This is a genomic window from Desulfobulbus elongatus DSM 2908, from assembly GCF_000621145.1.
In the GTDB taxonomy this organism is placed as follows: domain Bacteria; phylum Desulfobacterota; class Desulfobulbia; order Desulfobulbales; family Desulfobulbaceae; genus Desulfobulbus; species Desulfobulbus elongatus.
Map to the genome: position 1 here is coordinate 1 of NZ_JHZB01000014.1, position 15234 is coordinate 15234.

At 62.9% G+C, this 15234-nt stretch carries 17 protein-coding genes; 5 read left to right on the forward strand and 12 right to left on the reverse strand.

Annotated features, from left to right (window positions below; genetic code table 11):
- Positions 1-216: transposase (locus tag Q362_RS0108095; RefSeq protein WP_028318344.1), on the reverse strand; the 216-nt coding region annotated here is incomplete at its 3' end.
- A gap of 65 nt (positions 217-281) precedes the next feature.
- Between Q362_RS0108095 and Q362_RS19775 the strand changes: the two genes are divergently transcribed.
- Entirely contained in the window at positions 282-569 is a 288-nt protein-coding gene (locus Q362_RS19775; protein ID WP_211248466.1) for an SDR family NAD(P)-dependent oxidoreductase, read from the forward strand.
- 478 nt (positions 570-1047) lie between these two features.
- On the opposite strand, the gene Q362_RS23515 is transcribed toward Q362_RS19775, so the two are convergent.
- Complete coding sequence (locus Q362_RS23515) at positions 1048-1224, reverse strand: hypothetical protein (protein ID WP_157469971.1); 177 nt, start codon at positions 1222-1224, stop codon at positions 1048-1050.
- Positions 1225-1642: 418 nt separating this feature from the next.
- Here Q362_RS23515 and Q362_RS0108110 point away from each other — a divergent pair, with 418 nt between their 5' ends.
- Positions 1643-1858 carry a hypothetical protein gene (locus Q362_RS0108110; RefSeq protein ID WP_028318270.1) on the forward strand — a complete coding sequence of 72 codons (216 nt, stop codon included), beginning with the start codon at positions 1643-1645 and terminating at the stop codon, positions 1856-1858.
- 367 nt (positions 1859-2225) lie between these two features.
- Positions 2226-2489, forward strand: coding sequence for a hypothetical protein (locus tag Q362_RS0108115; protein ID WP_028318271.1), 264 nt, complete (start codon positions 2226-2228; stop codon positions 2487-2489).
- A 228-nt stretch (positions 2490-2717) separates the two neighbouring features.
- Here Q362_RS0108115 and Q362_RS0108120 read toward each other — a convergent pair whose 3' ends face one another.
- Positions 2718-5435 carry a class I SAM-dependent DNA methyltransferase gene (locus Q362_RS0108120; protein WP_028318272.1) on the reverse strand — a complete coding sequence of 906 codons (2718 nt, stop codon included), beginning with the start codon at positions 5433-5435 and terminating at the stop codon, positions 2718-2720.
- Between the two features lie 8 nt (positions 5436-5443).
- A complete protein-coding gene (locus tag Q362_RS19780) occupies positions 5444-5989 on the reverse strand; it encodes a DNA polymerase beta superfamily protein (RefSeq protein ID WP_084312454.1) in 546 nt (181 codons plus the stop codon).
- 279 nt (positions 5990-6268) lie between these two features.
- Between Q362_RS19780 and Q362_RS19785 the strand changes: the two genes are divergently transcribed.
- Both Q362_RS19785 and Q362_RS0108135 read left to right on the forward strand, forming a co-directional pair.
- Positions 6269-7306 carry a glucosyl-3-phosphoglycerate synthase gene (locus tag Q362_RS19785; RefSeq protein ID WP_035216113.1) on the forward strand — a complete coding sequence of 346 codons (1038 nt, stop codon included), beginning with the start codon at positions 6269-6271 and terminating at the stop codon, positions 7304-7306.
- Positions 7307-7308: 2 nt separating this feature from the next.
- Entirely contained in the window at positions 7309-8766 is a 1458-nt protein-coding gene (locus tag Q362_RS0108135) for a glycosyltransferase (protein ID WP_028318274.1), read from the forward strand.
- 18 nt (positions 8767-8784) lie between these two features.
- On the opposite strand, the gene Q362_RS0108140 is transcribed toward Q362_RS0108135, so the two are convergent.
- The 8 genes from Q362_RS0108140 to ilvB all read right to left on the reverse strand — a co-directional run bounded on the left by Q362_RS0108140 (position 8785) and on the right by ilvB (position 15129).
- Positions 8785-9651 (reverse strand): cytochrome b N-terminal domain-containing protein, encoded by an 867-nt coding sequence (locus Q362_RS0108140; RefSeq protein ID WP_028318275.1) that lies wholly within the window; start codon positions 9649-9651, stop codon positions 8785-8787.
- Positions 9651-10106, reverse strand: coding sequence for a QcrA and Rieske domain-containing protein (locus tag Q362_RS19790; protein WP_035216118.1), 456 nt, complete (start codon positions 10104-10106; stop codon positions 9651-9653). Before Q362_RS19790 ends, Q362_RS0108140 begins: the two co-directional genes overlap by 1 nt.
- Positions 10106-10630: a pantetheine-phosphate adenylyltransferase gene (coaD, locus tag Q362_RS0108150; RefSeq protein WP_028318276.1), complete on the reverse strand. Its 525-nt coding sequence runs from the start codon at positions 10628-10630 to the stop codon at positions 10106-10108. The genes Q362_RS19790 and coaD overlap by 1 nt, the downstream gene beginning before the upstream one ends.
- Positions 10627-11208 (reverse strand): 16S rRNA (guanine(966)-N(2))-methyltransferase RsmD, encoded by a 582-nt coding sequence (rsmD, locus tag Q362_RS0108155; protein WP_028318277.1) that lies wholly within the window; start codon positions 11206-11208, stop codon positions 10627-10629. Before rsmD ends, coaD begins: the two co-directional genes overlap by 4 nt.
- A 24-nt stretch (positions 11209-11232) precedes the next feature.
- Positions 11233-12000: a CDP-diacylglycerol--serine O-phosphatidyltransferase gene (pssA, locus tag Q362_RS0108160; protein WP_028318278.1), complete on the reverse strand. Its 768-nt coding sequence runs from the start codon at positions 11998-12000 to the stop codon at positions 11233-11235.
- Between the two features lie 129 nt (positions 12001-12129).
- Positions 12130-12810, reverse strand: a complete 681-nt coding sequence (locus Q362_RS0108165) for a phosphatidylserine decarboxylase family protein (protein ID WP_028318279.1) — start codon at positions 12808-12810, stop codon at positions 12130-12132.
- A 69-nt stretch (positions 12811-12879) separates the two neighbouring features.
- The gene (gene ilvN, locus Q362_RS0108170) at positions 12880-13362 is read right to left on the reverse strand and encodes an acetolactate synthase small subunit (RefSeq protein WP_028318280.1); all 483 of its coding nucleotides are present in this window, start codon (positions 13360-13362) and stop codon (positions 12880-12882) included.
- Between the two features lie 66 nt (positions 13363-13428).
- Positions 13429-15129 (reverse strand): biosynthetic-type acetolactate synthase large subunit, encoded by a 1701-nt coding sequence (gene ilvB, locus Q362_RS0108175; RefSeq protein WP_028318281.1) that lies wholly within the window; start codon positions 15127-15129, stop codon positions 13429-13431.
- Positions 15130-15234: the final 105 nt, after the last annotated feature.

The following is a 15234-nucleotide window of genomic DNA, read 5'->3' on the forward strand; positions in this document are numbered from 1 at the left end:
TTCAAATTTCTCACGCGGCAAGGCGTTCCAGATGATTCCTGTCCTCAGGACGTACACTATTGCGGAGAAAAAGAGTCGGTTCGAATACTTCGGCTTTCGGCCGCCGCCCGGCTTACGAGTATATTCTTTTCCGGCTTCTCGCAGATCTGTGGGGATCAACGGTTCAACGATCGCCCAGAATGCATCCGAAATTTCCCAGGTTTTGATGCGTGCCATTTCTCCCCCCGTTGCTTGGTTTCAACGGATATTAGCTGGAGGTGGGAAAATTGCGAGCAAATTATTTGTGGATAATCACCAAGTTCGCGGTGGCCGGATTGGTGGAAGGCCTGCGCCGCGAACTCTGCGGTCACGGCGTGCGGGTCACGCTGGTGATGCCTGGCATCGTCACCTCGGAATTTCAGCAGGTGGCGGGCTACGACGAGAAAAATTTCGGCACCTTCTCCGCCCAGTTCGGCACTCTGCTCGAACCGGGCGACATCGCCGAGGGCATCCGCTGGCTGCTCACCCTGCCGGCCCACGTGCACGTCAACGAGGTCACGATCCGCCCCACCGGCCAGAGCTATCCTTGAGTTGCGGGGCGGACGCGGCTCGACGAAGCGGCGGCGACTATCGCTGGGGAGTGTTTGCTTGGCGGAAGAAAAGGGGCAATCTCGGTCTGTTCGGTTCGTACGGCCAACACGTTGTCCCGTCGGTACCGATATCCGCCACCGGATGCTGGTTGTGGAGTCCCGGCGCCACCCAGACAAAATCCAGGTGAAAAGGCGTAAAAAACAAAGGCTGGGGAATAGACGCCATGTTAACGGAGCATGGCGCGGTCAATGGGACTGAAAAGCGGAAAAACCACGACCTATACCGCCCTGGCGGCACGATCGCCCGGATGCGGTGATCAGTCCAGGGCCAAACCGCATCCTTCGCTGCAGGAAAACCAATTTAATTGAGTTGAGAAATCGAGAGGTAAGCCAGGGGGCGATACAACTCGCTTTGGCTTTCAAAACGGTTTCTGGCACTTTTTCCCGCCTGATCGCGCTTGATTGCCTGGTAAAACCGTCAAGGAAACAGGAGCCGAAACATGGCCGCTGCTCCCCTGGCGACGATCATAAGCAGCGGCAGGCCCAGGGTAATGCCCGTGACCAGCAGTTTGCTGGGCTGCAACAGGGACAGCAGGACATAGATACCTGGTCCGGCGCAAAGAGCGAGAAAAACGAGTGGAAGATTCCAGCGCATGGCTCCAGCCAATAACAAGACAGAGAGCGTTCTGTCAGCGGCAATTGACGAATTTTGCAGAAGATTACGTTCATCCGCTCCATCTGTCAAGGGACTCCATCCCGCTGCCCGGCCGGCGGAACGGGTACGGAGTTCCCAATACATAAGGGCGGGACATCTGAACGTTGGACTTCGCTTCGCCTAACCCAACGGGCTACGCGTTTTTCCTGCCATCAATCAATCCCGGCTGCGCTACCTGGTGATCGAGTTCATCAACCGGCCGGTATCGTGCAGAGGCTGCCCCTTGCAATGTTTGAGCGGCCCCCATCGGTTGGGCCGGCCGTTGTTACAATGGCGGGCATTTCTTGATCCTTGTTTTTTCCGGTCGCGCCGTCTACATTTTCAATGGTTACATCACCCTTTTCCGCATGAGGTGCACATGGCGGCCTTCGATGGTTGGTCGAAAATGGATGGCGCTCTGTTCAACGCCTATACACGGCGGTTCGGCATGGTCTGCTCTTTCACCGCGCCCGACCTCATCGCCGAACAGTTCAATGAGCTATTCCGCCGCGCCCTGGAAACCGGCGCCGAGATCGACTATGTCAAGGCCGGCTGGGACGATCCCAAATCCCTGGAGGCAGACGCGCTTATTTAGCCGCCAGTAAAGTTGGGCTTCGCTGCGCTCAGCACCAACGTGCCGTGCACACCGGAGGGCGCCTTATCGCCGCCTTTGACCTTTGCTGTGGGGCAACGGAGTCTATTTTGTGCAGGGCGCATCGCACTAGGGGGGCCACCCTGTCATGAGGTGCCTGCGCGCCGGGGTGTGAGCCGTCCCGGCCTTGCCTCACCTGCCATATACACCACCGCCCCGGTCCTTTTGTTCGTGCAGACACTCTTCAGTTCGTTGGGCTTCGCTGCGCTCAAGCCAACGTGCTGAACCGTTGTTGGGAGGACCGCGTCGATGACGAGGGATAGGGCCATGGAGTTTGACATGAAAGGCGGCCAATGTTACCTGTCTTGCTATGAAAACGAACGACTCGATTGATTTCGCCGCCACCTCTATAGCCACGGCGGTCTCTTTCGCAATGTTTGTTCCCCTGTGGTGGGCCACGGGCGAATTCTGCGCCGCTTCCATTGTCACCATGATTGCCGTGCCGATCGTCCTGATCCTGCTGTCACCTCTTGGCGTGCTCATCGGCCTTATTTGGGGAGTGCTGGCCATCCTGTTCAAGCGGCCTTCCTTCTTCGCTCGCCTGACATCAAGAAAAGAGCACCCCGCTGCTTAAGGCTCCTCGGGCTTTCTTGCGCTTCTCGGTCAGGGCGGAAGCGGTGTGGCGAGCAGCGTAGCGCGAGACCACACGGCGTATCGGAAAACTCGCTGGCGCTCAACCAGCTGAATGTTGGGCTTCGCTGCGCTCAGCACCAACAGTTCGACCCGACACGCTCGATTTTTTTCCGATCCGATCAGATCCGATCGGCTATTTCATTTCAGCCCGCCATTTTGGCCCGCTCCGTCATGCGGGGCCGGGTGAGCTTGTGTATTGCCGGTACAGTTCGAACAAAAAGGCGACCCGCTCCGCCTCCGTGGCAAAGCCTTTTTTCCCGTAGGCCGCATCCACCGCCCGGTCGAGCGCCTGATGCGCCTTGAGCAGCACCGGCGGCATGGTGAGCGGATCGTAGAGGTCGGCCAGCGACGCCTCGGGAAAGTCGGCGCGGGCGTCGAGCACACCCTGGGCCGCAGCCTCGATGGCCTGTTTCTGCTTGTCGGTCGGATTTTCCGGCCAGGGGAAATTGTTGTAGACGATGGTGTTTGAGTAACTGTAATCGCTTTTTAAACGACCACATACAGTTCTCGCCCAAGCCATGTGCATGATGCTTTGCAAAACGCCAAAGTGAAATAACGTTGCATCGGGAACAAACTGGATTTTGTTGCTGCAAATGACCTCTTTTGACAAGTAAGCCATGGGGATATATCTACGCCGTTCCGACGAAACCTCGGGAATGGCAAGATAATCTGAAGCAGGCTGGGCAATCTGCCGAAACAGGGTTGGATGGTCCGCATACGCCCGCGTGCTTGCCGCTTTGCTGGCGAGTCTGCTTTTCCGGACCTCTTCCACCCTGCTCATGATGTGCGGCAATTTTTTCAACTCCTGCGGCGGCACATCAACCAGCCACAGACAGTAACGTTCCTCATTCTTCAGGAAATCGCCACCGCTCATATATCGGCGCACGTATGGTCCCGCACCTGGCTCCAACACCAACAGTTCTTGCCTTTCCGCTGGAGAAAGGAGGAGATGACCCCCATCGGTGGGTTTGTTGCCCCAACTCATTTTGGGCACCTTGCACAAAGGGACATTTCTGTTACTGACAATCAAATCCGGCGCATCGACCAAATAGGGGTTGATGTTGCTTGCCTTGATGGCTTGGGGTTCTCTTTTGATATCCTCATACTCGAACAACCATTTCGCCGTTCGGTTGAACAAGGCAAAACCAACGATCACACAATGCACCGCCGCCTTGCCCCTTGCCTCACTGCTCCACTGGAAGGTGCGATGGGCAAAATTAATACGCACTCCCTTTGCCAACAGGTACGGCCAGAGAAGACCAGCCTGCTCCCCTTGGGTAATTGAACTGGTGGAGACAAGTGCGGTTTCGATGGCACGGTTGGCCAGCATATATTCTGTAGCTTTGACATACCAGTTCGACACAAAATCAAGAACGCCGTGAGCGCTGATCTCACGCATTGTCTGAGTCTGGTCGACTTTCTGCGTTGCGCTCTGATAGTGATGTCCGACAAACGGCGGGTTGCCCAAAATACAGGTGAGGCGCTCTGCCGGGATCACCTCGTTCCAGTCGAGGCGCAGGGCGTTGGCGCAGACGATGTTGGCGCTCGATTGCAGCGGGATGCGGGCGAAGTAGAGGCCGAATTCCTCGGAGACCAGCTGGTTCATCTGGTGATCCATCAGCCACAGGGCCACCTGGGCGATCTGGGCCGGAAATTCCTCGATCTCGATGCCGTAGAACTGGTCGACGTCGAGTTGGATCAGTGAATGGACCGCGAGCAGTTGCTGGCGGGGATCGCGGGAGGCGCGGAGCACGTCCAACTCCAGCAGGCGCAGTTCGCGGTAGGCGATGACCAGGAAGTTGCCGCAGCCGCAGGCCGGGTCGAGAAAGGTGAGTCGACGCAGCTTCTTGTGGAACTCGAACAGCCGGGCGCGGTTGTGCCTGACCCGCGCGAACTCCTCGCGCAGGCCGTCGAGAAACAGCGGCCGGATCAGTTTGAGGATATTGGCCTCGCTGGTGTAGTGGGCGCCCAGATTGCGCCGGGCTTTCTTGTCCATGATCGACTGGAAGAGCGAGCCGAAGATGGCCGGCGAAATGCGGCTCCAGTCCAGGGTGCAGCAGTCGAGCAGGGCCTGGCGCATGCCCCGATCGAAGGCCGCGGGCGGCAGCAGTTCGGCGAACAGCTTGCCGTTGACATAAGGAAAGGCGGCCAACTGCTCGTCGAGCACGGTCAGCCGTTTGGCCGGCGGCGTGTTGAGCACATGGAACAGGGTGCCAAGGTGGTGGGCCAGGTCGGAGCCGTCCTCGGCGGTGCGCTGCTCGATGTAGTCCTGGAACTGCTGGCGCTCGAAGATGCCGGTGTCCTCGGCAAAGAGGCAGAAGAGGATGCGCACCAGGTAGATCTCCAAGGGATGGCCGTCGTAGCCCACCGCCTTCATGCGGTCGTGCAGGCTGCCCATGCGCTCGGCAGCCCTGATGTTGACCGGGTCCTGCTCCCCGATTTTGTGGGCCTGATAGCCGGCGACGAAGCCGAACAGACGGACGTGCTTGTGGAGGTCGCGCAGGGCGAATTCGTGCTGCTCGTTTTCTTCGAGGTCGTAGAGGCGAAAGCGGGCGAAATCGGACACCAGCACGTACTTGGGCAGGTCGCGCTCGGCGATGCCGGGAAAGTAGTCGAGGGCCTGGGTGTAGGCGCGATCCAGGCTCCGGCCGCGCGACTTGTGCTCGACCAGGAGCAGGCCCTTCCAGAACAGATCGATGAAGCCCTGCTTGTCGCCGAGTTTCTTGACCGGCTCCTCGAAGGCGGCGACGCGCTTGCGGCTGATGCCGAAGATGTTGAAAAAGTCGTCCCAGAAGGATTTGGCCTCGGCCTCCTCGGAGGTGGTGTCGGCCCATTCCCTCGAAAAAGCCAGGGCGCGGGATCTGATTTCGTTCCAGCTGAGCAGCATGGCCAGCCTCAACCCTGCCCGGCGGGGCAGGAGGACGCGGGCAGCGGCTCGGTGACGATGGTCCAGAGGAGCCGGTCGAGGAATTCCGGATGCGGCTTGCTGCCGGGATCGTACCGGGAGGCGATCTGCTCGAACGCTCCGATCTGTTCTTCGAGAAAACGGTTGATGCTGGCAATCTTCCGGCCCTGCTTCAATTCATCCCCGGATTTCTTCCGGTGCAGCAGGGCCTGGATTTCCCGCAGGAGAGACGGATCGTCGATGGTGGCCAGGAGCCGGTCGAATTCCATGGGCGGGGGTTCGTTGTGGGCGTGTATCCAGGCGCATGCCAGGATGGGGCGCAGGACGTAGAAATATTTCTTCAGTTTGACGTTTTCCCCTTGCAGGTATTCGCGAAAGTTCCCCTTGGCCATGTTCAGATAATGGTAGGTCGAGGCAAAGCCCCAGGCCCGCGAGCCGGATTCGACGGCAAGCATGATGGCGACATTCCTTTCACTTTCAATCCGGGCTATTTTGTCTTGTATCTGTGCGTGTCTTGCCGGCGTTATTGCGTTCATTGCCCTCCTTTTTCCGTCCGGGGCGCGGTGAGTTAAAGAGAGGAGATTTTATCCATTCCAAGGCCGCCCGATCACCGTGCAGGATATTCCATCGATGGGGCAAAGTCAAAACGCAAACCGGTCTTCGTCTCCGGCCGGCCGTCGCCAGCATGTTTTCATCGCTGTCGTCATCGCCGCCCCTTGACGGACCGGGGGTGTCGTTCATAGATTTGAAATAATTCAATTTTCGAGCCGAGTTTTCCGGAGTGCGCAGGCACGGGACCAGGTTGCAGGAGGCCCATGGACAGAGCGGAGAGATGGTTGTCAGCCCGGACCTTCCACCATCGGCAGTTCGCCGACATCGTCGCCCTGGTCCGGCTGAAGCGCGCCCAGGGGCTGCGGCTGTCGCTGGTCATCCCCACGCTGAACGAAGCGCAGACCATCGAAACCGTGCTGGCTCCGTTGCTGCCGCTACGGGATGCGCAGCTCGTGGACGAAATCGCCGTGTTTGATTCCGGTTCCACCGATGGAACCCAGGAGCGGGCCAGGGCGGCGGGCGCCGACGTATACCGGGCGGCGGACATCCTGCCGGAAGCGGGGCCGGCCCGCGGCAAGGGCGAGAACCTATGGAAGGCGCTGTACCGGCTCTCGGGCGATATCCTCATCGCGCTCGATGCCGACATCGCCAACATGCACCCGCGCTTCGTCACCGGCCTGGCGGGGCCGCTTCTTCTCCATCCCGAGATCGGCTACGTCAAGGCCTGCTACGATCGGCCCGCCGGCCGCAGCAGCGGCGCCCCGACCGGAGGCGGCCGGGTGACCGAGATCCTGGTGCGGCCGTTTCTGTCCCTGCACTTCCCCGAGCTGACCAGTTTCATCCAACCCCTGGCCGGCGAGTTCGCGGCCCGGCGCTCTCTGTTGGCAACTGTCCCCTTTCCGGTGGGCTACGGCGTCGAGGCGGCCCATCTCATCGACCTCCATGCCCACCACGGCCTCTCCGTCTTCGCCCAGACCGATCTGGGGCAGCGCTACCACCGCAATCGGAGCAACGACGAACTGGGTCGCATGGCCTGCGCCATTCTCCAGGTGCTGGAGCGGCGGCTGCGGCGGCGCGGGCATGGGGTCGAACGGGCGGCGGACGGCTGCCTGCTTCGTCAGTTCGTCCGGGAGGACGGCGCCTTCCGTAAGGCGACCTGCGTCGTTGCGGAACAGGAGCGGCCACCGCTGCGGACGGTGGCGGCCTACCGGCAGCGGCATGCCGGGCGGGATGACCGGCCCTGTTCCCGGCCCGTGGCGGCGCAACCGGCCGGAGCGGCTGCGGTCGTTGCGGAGGAGTGACCATGCGGGTTGCGTTGGTGCACTATCATCTGCAAGGGGGCGGGGTGACTCGGATCGTCTGTCACCAGCAAAAGGCGCTCGGCCGGCGGGGCATCGCCACCGTGGCCCTGATCGGCAAGCCGCCGGCGGTTTCGGATGCGGGCGATTTCCGGGTCGTGCCCGGCCTCCAGTACGAGGCCGATCGCCCTTCCGTGTCTCCCGACGAACTGGCCGACCAGATGCGGGCCGCGGCCAGTGCGGCCCTGGGCGGACCGCCCGATCTCTGGCACGTGCACAATCACAGCCTGGGCAAGAACCTCGTCCTGCCCCTGGCCCTGCGATGCCTCGCCGCCCGGGGCGAGCGGTTTCTGTTCCAGCTCCACGATTTTGCCGAGGATGGCCGGCCGGCCAACTACCGGGCCATGCTCGCCGCCATGGCGGCGGGCCGGCAGCAGACCCTCGCCCGTCTCCTCTATCCCCGGGGCGAGCATCTCCACTACGCCGTGCTCAATCGCCGCGATTACCGGTTTCTGCGGGAAGCCGGGCTCGATGTCGGCCACGTCCATTTGCTGCTCAACCCGGTGGACCTGGGGCCGGTGAAGTGGGAGGCGTCGCCTGTTGCCGCTGGGCAGGAGCCGTTCTGGCTTTATCCCACCCGCGCCATCCGCCGCAAGAATCTGGGCGAATTCCTGCTCTGGTCGGCACTGGCCCCCAGGGATACCCGTTTCGGCACCACCTCGGGACCGGAGAATCCGGCGGAGCAGCCCCGCTACCGGTTCTGGCGGCTGCTGGCCGGTGAACTGGGACTGCCGGTTCAGTTCGAGATGGTGGGGCCGGGCGGTCCGAGTTTCGCCGAACTGCTGCGCCGGGCGGATGTGGCCGTGACCACCAGCGTGGCCGAGGGGTTCGGCATGGCCTTTCTCGAACCCTGGTCCCTCGGCGTGCCGGTCTTCGGCCGCAACCTGCCGGAGATCGTGCCCCGTACCGGCGGCGGGGGCGTCGATCTGCCCTGGACTTACGAGCGGCTGGATGTGCCCCTGGACTGGCTCGGCGGCGTCCAGATCGAACGGGCGGCCCATGAAGGCTTGCACCGCAATCTGGCCGCCTATGGCCGTTGTCCCGGAAAAGACGATGTCCTCCGGGTGCTGGCCGCCTGGATCCGGGAAGGCCGGATCGATTTCGGCCGGCTCGACGAACCGTTGCAAGAAATCGTCCTGCGCCGGCTGGTTATCGCCCGGGCGCAGTCCGCCCTGGTCGCCCCGAACGAATTGCCGGAACCGGCCAGCCTGCGGGCCTCGGTTCAGGAAAACCAGTCCGTGCTGCGGACTCGCTATACCCTGGCGCGTTACGGCGAGGCGGTGGAGTCGGTGTACCTGCAGGTGGCCGGCTCGGCTGAGACCGCCATCGACTATCTGGACGGCGAGGTCCTGCTGGACCGGTTTCTGGCGCCGGAGCGGCTGACCCTGCTCCGGGTGGATTGATGTCGCCGGTAATCCGGGTCAGAGCCGCAGGAGGCAGAGCGCGGTGAAAATGCCGTAGGCGAGCAGCCAGCAGCCGATGGCGAGCAGGGTCCAGGCGCGGGGCCGGGTGGCGGTGGGCAGCCAGAAGAGCAGAAGGAGCGGCAGCAGGGGAATCAGCACGCCGGCGACAAAGGGCGGCAGAAAGCGGAGCAGTTCCTGAAGGCCGAGGAAAAACCAGGGGCCGGCAATGAACAGCAGGCCGAACCGGTTCGGTTCCATGGGCGCGGGCACGGCGACGGCCGCCAGCACGGTGACCAGGACCAGCACCAGGTGCGAACGCCAGCGGGCGGTGTACCGGCGGAGATGGGGCCAGGCGGCCATGAAGCCCAGCGCCACCAGGCCGATGACATGATGCGCGTAAACCTTGCGCAGGCCGCTGTCGGACAGATCGAAGAGGAGATCGTTGAGCGGCTCGCCGACCAGCGGCACGGACAGGCAGATGTGTTCGGCGATGGCGCCGGCCGCCTCGCCGGTGGCGTCGCCCCGGAGCACATAGCCGGTGAACAGCAGCAGCAGGCCGCAGGGCACGGTGGCGCAGAGCCGAATCCAGGGGCCGCGCCGGAATTGCTCCTCATTTTTCCACAGAACCACGGCCACGTGCGCCAGCAGCAGCAGAAAGAACGCCTGGCTCGAATAGTAGTGCAGCGCCCGCCAGAAGGAGCCGTACGGCACCACCAGCTCGATGGCGCCGGTCGAATAGAACGGCGCGGCGGGATCGTATTGCAGGGCCACCACGATGCCCGAGCCGATCGAGAGCAGCAGGCTGATCAGCGAACCGCCTCCCCAGCGGTGGGCCAGCAGCCAGCGTAGCGGCCCGGCCGCCAATTGTCGCCACCGGGACGGCATCAGAGGTGCACCACATAGGCGGTCACCCGTCCCTCGCCGTCCTTTTTCAGGGTGACCTCGTACCGGGGAAGGTTTTTTTCCGCCGGTCCCGCGATGCGCGTGCCGTCCGGGGTGAAGCGGCTGTGGTGGCAGGGACACTCGATGTACTGCTTGTCCTCCTGATAGCTGATCCGGCAGCCGAGATGGGTGCAGGTCCGGGAGACGGCGATGGCACCCTCGGGGGTGGCGAAGAGGAGAAAGTCGTGGGCGGTGTGGACGCCGCTTATCGGCAGGGGCGCGGGCACCTCCACCAGCCGGGGCCTGGGGGGAATCCGGTGGCCGCTGAAGCGGAGCAGGGGATAGAGAACAAGCGCCGCCCCGGCGGCGGCCGCCCAGTGCAGCCAGCGGATCAGAATCTCGCGCCGGCCGCTCGTGGGATCGGAGGCGCTGGCTGCGCCGCGAACCGGAGGTGCCATCAGCTGAATTTTTCCTGCAAGGCCCTCTCCACGTGCTCGGGAACCAGGCCGGTGATGTTGCCCTTGCACCGGGCCGCGTTCTTGATGCCGGTCGAACTGATGAAGATCCAGCGGAAACCGGTCATGAGAAAGACTGTGTCCACCGAGCGCTCGAGCCGCCTGTTCATCAGCGCCAACTGAAACTCATAGTCGAAATCGGAGACGGCCCGGAGGCCGCGGATGATGGTCTGCGCATTGTGGCGCAGGGCGTAGTCGACGATCAGGCCGTCGGTGAAACCGACCGAAACCCGATCGGAATCTGGGAAGCATTTTTCGATCATATCCAGCCGTTCTTCCAGGGAAAACAGCGGCACTTTCTGCACATTGACGGCGATAGTGACGATGATCCGGTCGAAGAGGTGCAGGCCGCGCTCGATGATGTTGATGTGGCCGTTGGTGATCGGGTCGAAGGTGCCCGGATAGAGGGCGACGCAGAGCGGTCCGTGGCCTGCCCCGACCGTGGCTGGCGGTTGGCTGTCATTCATGGCTGGTGTGCTGCCGGTTGCGGCGCGTAGAACCACAACCCGGTTTCTCCATAGCGGCGGTGATCGATGAGGGCGAGGGAGGCGACCGCTTCGGGAAGGGCGACGCTGCGGTGCTCCTCCACGACCATCAGGCCGCCTTCCGCCAGGATGTCCGCTTCTTCTACCATTGCCAGAACCCGTTGCGCCAGATTTTTCTGGTAGGGCGGGTCCATGATCGCCAGATCGAAACGGCCGGCGGCGACGGCGGCCTGCAATGCGTGCAGATGCGGGATGGTGGCGAGGTTGAGGGCGAGGAAGGCGGCGCGGGGCTGGACAAGACAGGCGCGGAGGTTGGTTTCGATCAGCCGGCCCGCCGCGGGCGACTGATCGACGAACAGGACCGAGGCCGCTCCCCGGCTCAGGGCCTCGACGCCGATGGCGCCGGTGCCGGCGAAGAGGTCGAGCACCCTGCTGCCGACGATCCGTTGGCCGACAATGTTGAACAGGGCTTCGCGCACCCGGTCGCAGGTCGGGCGGATCCGGTCGGAACGGGGCGAGGTCAGCTTGCGGCCCCTGGCGCTGCCGCCGGTGATGCGCACGGCAATCCTCGAAAAAGCGGGATTTCAGTCAAATGAGTTTTCCTGCCTGACCGGTTCCGGCCGCTTTTTGCGCAGCCGGGTTTTGATAGCCAGGACCGGACCGGAAAGAATGTAGAGGGCGGAGGCCACGAACAGGGTGATGGGCGGCTCGCTGGCCAGCAGGATGAGCAGGAGGATGAGGCCGACGATCAACTGGAACCGCTTCTCCCTGGAAATGTCCATGTGCTTGAAGCTCAGATAGCGGTGGGTGGAGACCATCAAATAGGAGAGCAGATAGACCATCAGCAGCAGGATGATGTGCTGGACCGTGGTGGTGGTGTTGAAGACGTGGGTGCTGAACATGACCGAGGTGGCGATCATGCCGGCCGCCGCCGGACAGGGCAGGCCGGTGAAGTCGTGGCTTGGGCTGGCCACGGTCTGGGAATTGAAGCGGGCCAGGCGCAGGGCGGTGGCGGCCACATAGAGAAAGGCGGCCAGCCAGCCGTAGCGGCCGTACGGGGTCAGTGCCCAGAGATAGGCGAGCACGCCGGGGGCCACGCCGAAGGCGACCATGTCGCAGAGCGAATCCAACTCCATGCCGAAGGTCGAGGTGGAATGCGTCATCCGCGCCACCCGGCCGTCGAGGCCGTCGAAGACCGCGGCCACCAGGATGGCCACCGCGGCGGCGAAAAAATGGCCGTTGAAAGAGGAAACGATGGAGTAGAAACCGCTGAACAGGCTGCAAATGGTGAGCATGCAGGGCACCACGTAAAAGCGGTTGGGCGGCGGGGCGGCGGGGACGGTGTTTTCCATGATGGCTCGTTGGCATCGGACCGTTGCGAAACGGTTCCGGTATGATGATGCGTGCACTGATCGGTTATCCATGCGGCCGCACGGATGACCGGAGAATAGAATGTAAATATTATACGGTAGGTCGGCGAGTTAGGCAATAGGTTCCTGCGAGTCCGCCTCGGACCGTGCCGGCAGCACGCCGAGGGCGGTCTCGCCGGCCCGGACCGTGTCGCCGACCTTGACCGCGATCTGTGCCGAAAGCGGCAGGTAGAGGTCGACCCGCGAACCGAGCCGGATCAGGCCGAACCGCTCGCCGGCCAGCACCCGGTCGCCCGGTTCCGCCCGGCAGACGATGCGGCGGGCGATCAGGCCGGCGATCTGCACCACGGCGTAGCGCTGCTGGTTGGGGGTGCTCAGGGTCAGGGCGCAGTATTCATTGTGGAGGACGGCCTTGTCCTTGTCGGCGGCGTAAAACTTGCCCGGAGACAGGACCACCCGCTCCACCGTACCGGTCAGGGGGATACGGTTGACGTGGACATTGAAGATATTCATGAAAATGGAGATCTTCCGCACTCGCGCCTGCAGGAAACGGTCGTCGTCGATTTCGTCCACGACGATGACCTTGCCGTCGGCCGGGCAGACGATGGCGCCCGGCTGTCCCGGCAGCACCCGGGTCGGGTCGCGGAAAAAGTAGGTGACGAAGCCGGTGAGCAGCAGGCCGGCCAGGGCGGGGACGATCAGGCCGAGCAGGGCCAGGACCAGGGTGGCAAAGGCGCAGAAGAGGATGAAGGGGTAGCCTTCGAGGGCCAGGGGCAATTCGGTTTTTTGCATGGGATGGCTCCGGGAAAATGAAGGTGCAGGGAATGGGCGGTTGCGGAGCTGCGGGCCGTGACGCGGCGGCTATTTCTTGGGCGCGCGCGCCATGGCGATCTTGCCGGTGCGGACGATTTCCTTGATCCCGAGCGGCTTGAGAATGTCGATCACCGCCTTGATCTTGGACTCGGAACCGGTGATTTCCAAAGCATAGGAGTTGGGACTGACGTCCACCACCTTGCCGCGGAAGATGTCGATAATCCGCAGGACCTCGGCCCTGGTGCCGGCCTCGGCCCTGACCCGGATGAGCGCCATTTCCCGCTCGACGAACTCGCCCTCGCTGACGTCGTTGACCTTGATGACGTCGATCAGCTTGTGCAGCTGCTTGGTGATCTGCTCGATGATGGCCGCCTCGCCCCTGGTGACCACGGTCAGGCAGGAGATCTGGGGGTCGTAGGTCTCGGCCACGCACAGGCTTTCGATGTTGAAGCAGCGGCCGCTGAAAAGGCCGGTCACGCGCGACAGCGCGCCGGGCCGGTTGCGCAGTAAAACAGACAGGGTGTGTTTCATGGGTGTTGTCCTGTTCGACGGTTGGGACTGTTCTGTTGATCCGGGGCAAGGGCGCGTCGGCACTGTTCAGACCAGAAGCATCTCGGTGGTGGCCTTGCCCGCCGGCACCATGGGGAAGACGCCTTCCTCCCGGGCGATGGAGAAGTCCATGATCACCACGTTCTTGGTGGCCAGCGCCTCCCTGATGACCGGCTCGACCTCGGCCCTGGTCCTGGCGCGCAGGCCGACCGCGCCGTAGGCCTGGGCCAGGGCGACGAAATCCGGGGTGATCTCCATCACGGTGGAGGCGTAGTGGCGGTTGTAGAACAGTTCCTGCCACTGGCGCACCATGCCGAGGTAGTTGTTGTTGAGGATGGCGATCTTGACGTGGGCGCCGCATTCGCGGGCCGTGGCCAGTTCCTGAATGTTCATCTGGATCGAACCGTCGCCGGCCACGTCGACGACCGTGGCCTCGGGAAAGGCCATCTGGGCGCCGATGGCCGCCGGCAGGCCGTAGCCCATGGTGCCGAGGCCGCCCGAGGTCAGCAGGCGGCGGGGATGGTTGAATTTGTAGAACTGGGCTGCCCACATCTGGTTCTGGCCGACCTCGGTGGTGATGATGGCGTCGCCGCCGGTCAGCTTGTGCAGGGTCTCTATCACATACTGGGGTTTGATGACGTCGCCGTCCTCCACGTAGGTCAGCGGGTGCTTGTCATCCCATTCCTTGACCTGATCGATCCAGGGCTGGTGCAACTCGGCCACCTCCCTGGGATTGAAGTCGCCGGATTTATCGAGCCAGGCGTTCATGGCCTGAAGTGCCCGCTTGCAATCGGCGACGATGGGGATATCGACGCCGACGTTCTTGCTGATCGAGGAGGGATCGATGTCGATGTGGATGATCCTGGCCTGGGGGGCGAAGGCGTCGAGCCGGCCGGTCACCCGGTCGTCGAAGCGCGAACCCACGGCGATCAAAAGGTCGCTCTTGGCCACCGACATGTTGGCGGCATAGCTGCCGTGCATGCCGAGCATGCCCAGGGACAGCGGATCGGTGCCGGGAAAGCCGCCCAAACCCATCAGGGTCATGGTCACCGGAATGTTGAGGCGCCGGGCCAGGGTGGTCAGCTCTTCATTCGCGCCGGAGAGGATGACGCCGCCGCCCACGTACAGCACCGGCCGTTTGGCCCGGAGGCAGGCGCGGCAGGCCTTTTCCACCTGGTTGGGATGCGGGTTGACGTTGGGCTGGTAGGTCTGCATCTTGATCGGCTTTTTCGGCGGATAGGTGAGCAGCGAGGCCATGACGTCCTTGGGCAGGTCGACCAGGACCGGGCCGGGCCGGCCGGAAGCGGCGAGGTAGAAGGCCTCGCGCAGGGTCGGGATCAGTTCTTCCGGATCGTACACCAGGTAGTTGTGCTTGGTGCAGGGCCGGGTGATGCCGACGATGTCGACTTCCTGGAAGGCGTCGTTGCCGATCAGGGCGCGCGGCACCTGGCCGGTGAGGACCACTAGCGGAATCGAGTCGCAGTAGGCGGTGGCGATGGCGGTGACGCCGTTGGTGGCGCCGGGGCCGGAGGTGAGCAGCGCCACGCCGACCTTGCCGGTGGAGCGGGCGAAGCCGTCGGCCGCATGGACCGCTCCCTGCTCGTGGCGCACCAGGATGTGGCGGATGTCGCTCTTGCACAGCTCGTCGTAGAGTTCAATGACCGCGCCGCCGGGATAGCCGAAAAGAAGCTCCACGCCCTCTTCCTGGAGGCACTTGATAATGGCCTGGGTACCTTTCATCTTACTCATGTCGTCGTCCTTTGCGTGCTCTGCGGTGCCGTCCGGTGGCCGGGATGCGGTCAGGAACGGCCCGGTTGAACAAAAATGTTCAAAAGAACCGAGAACTATAGTGGG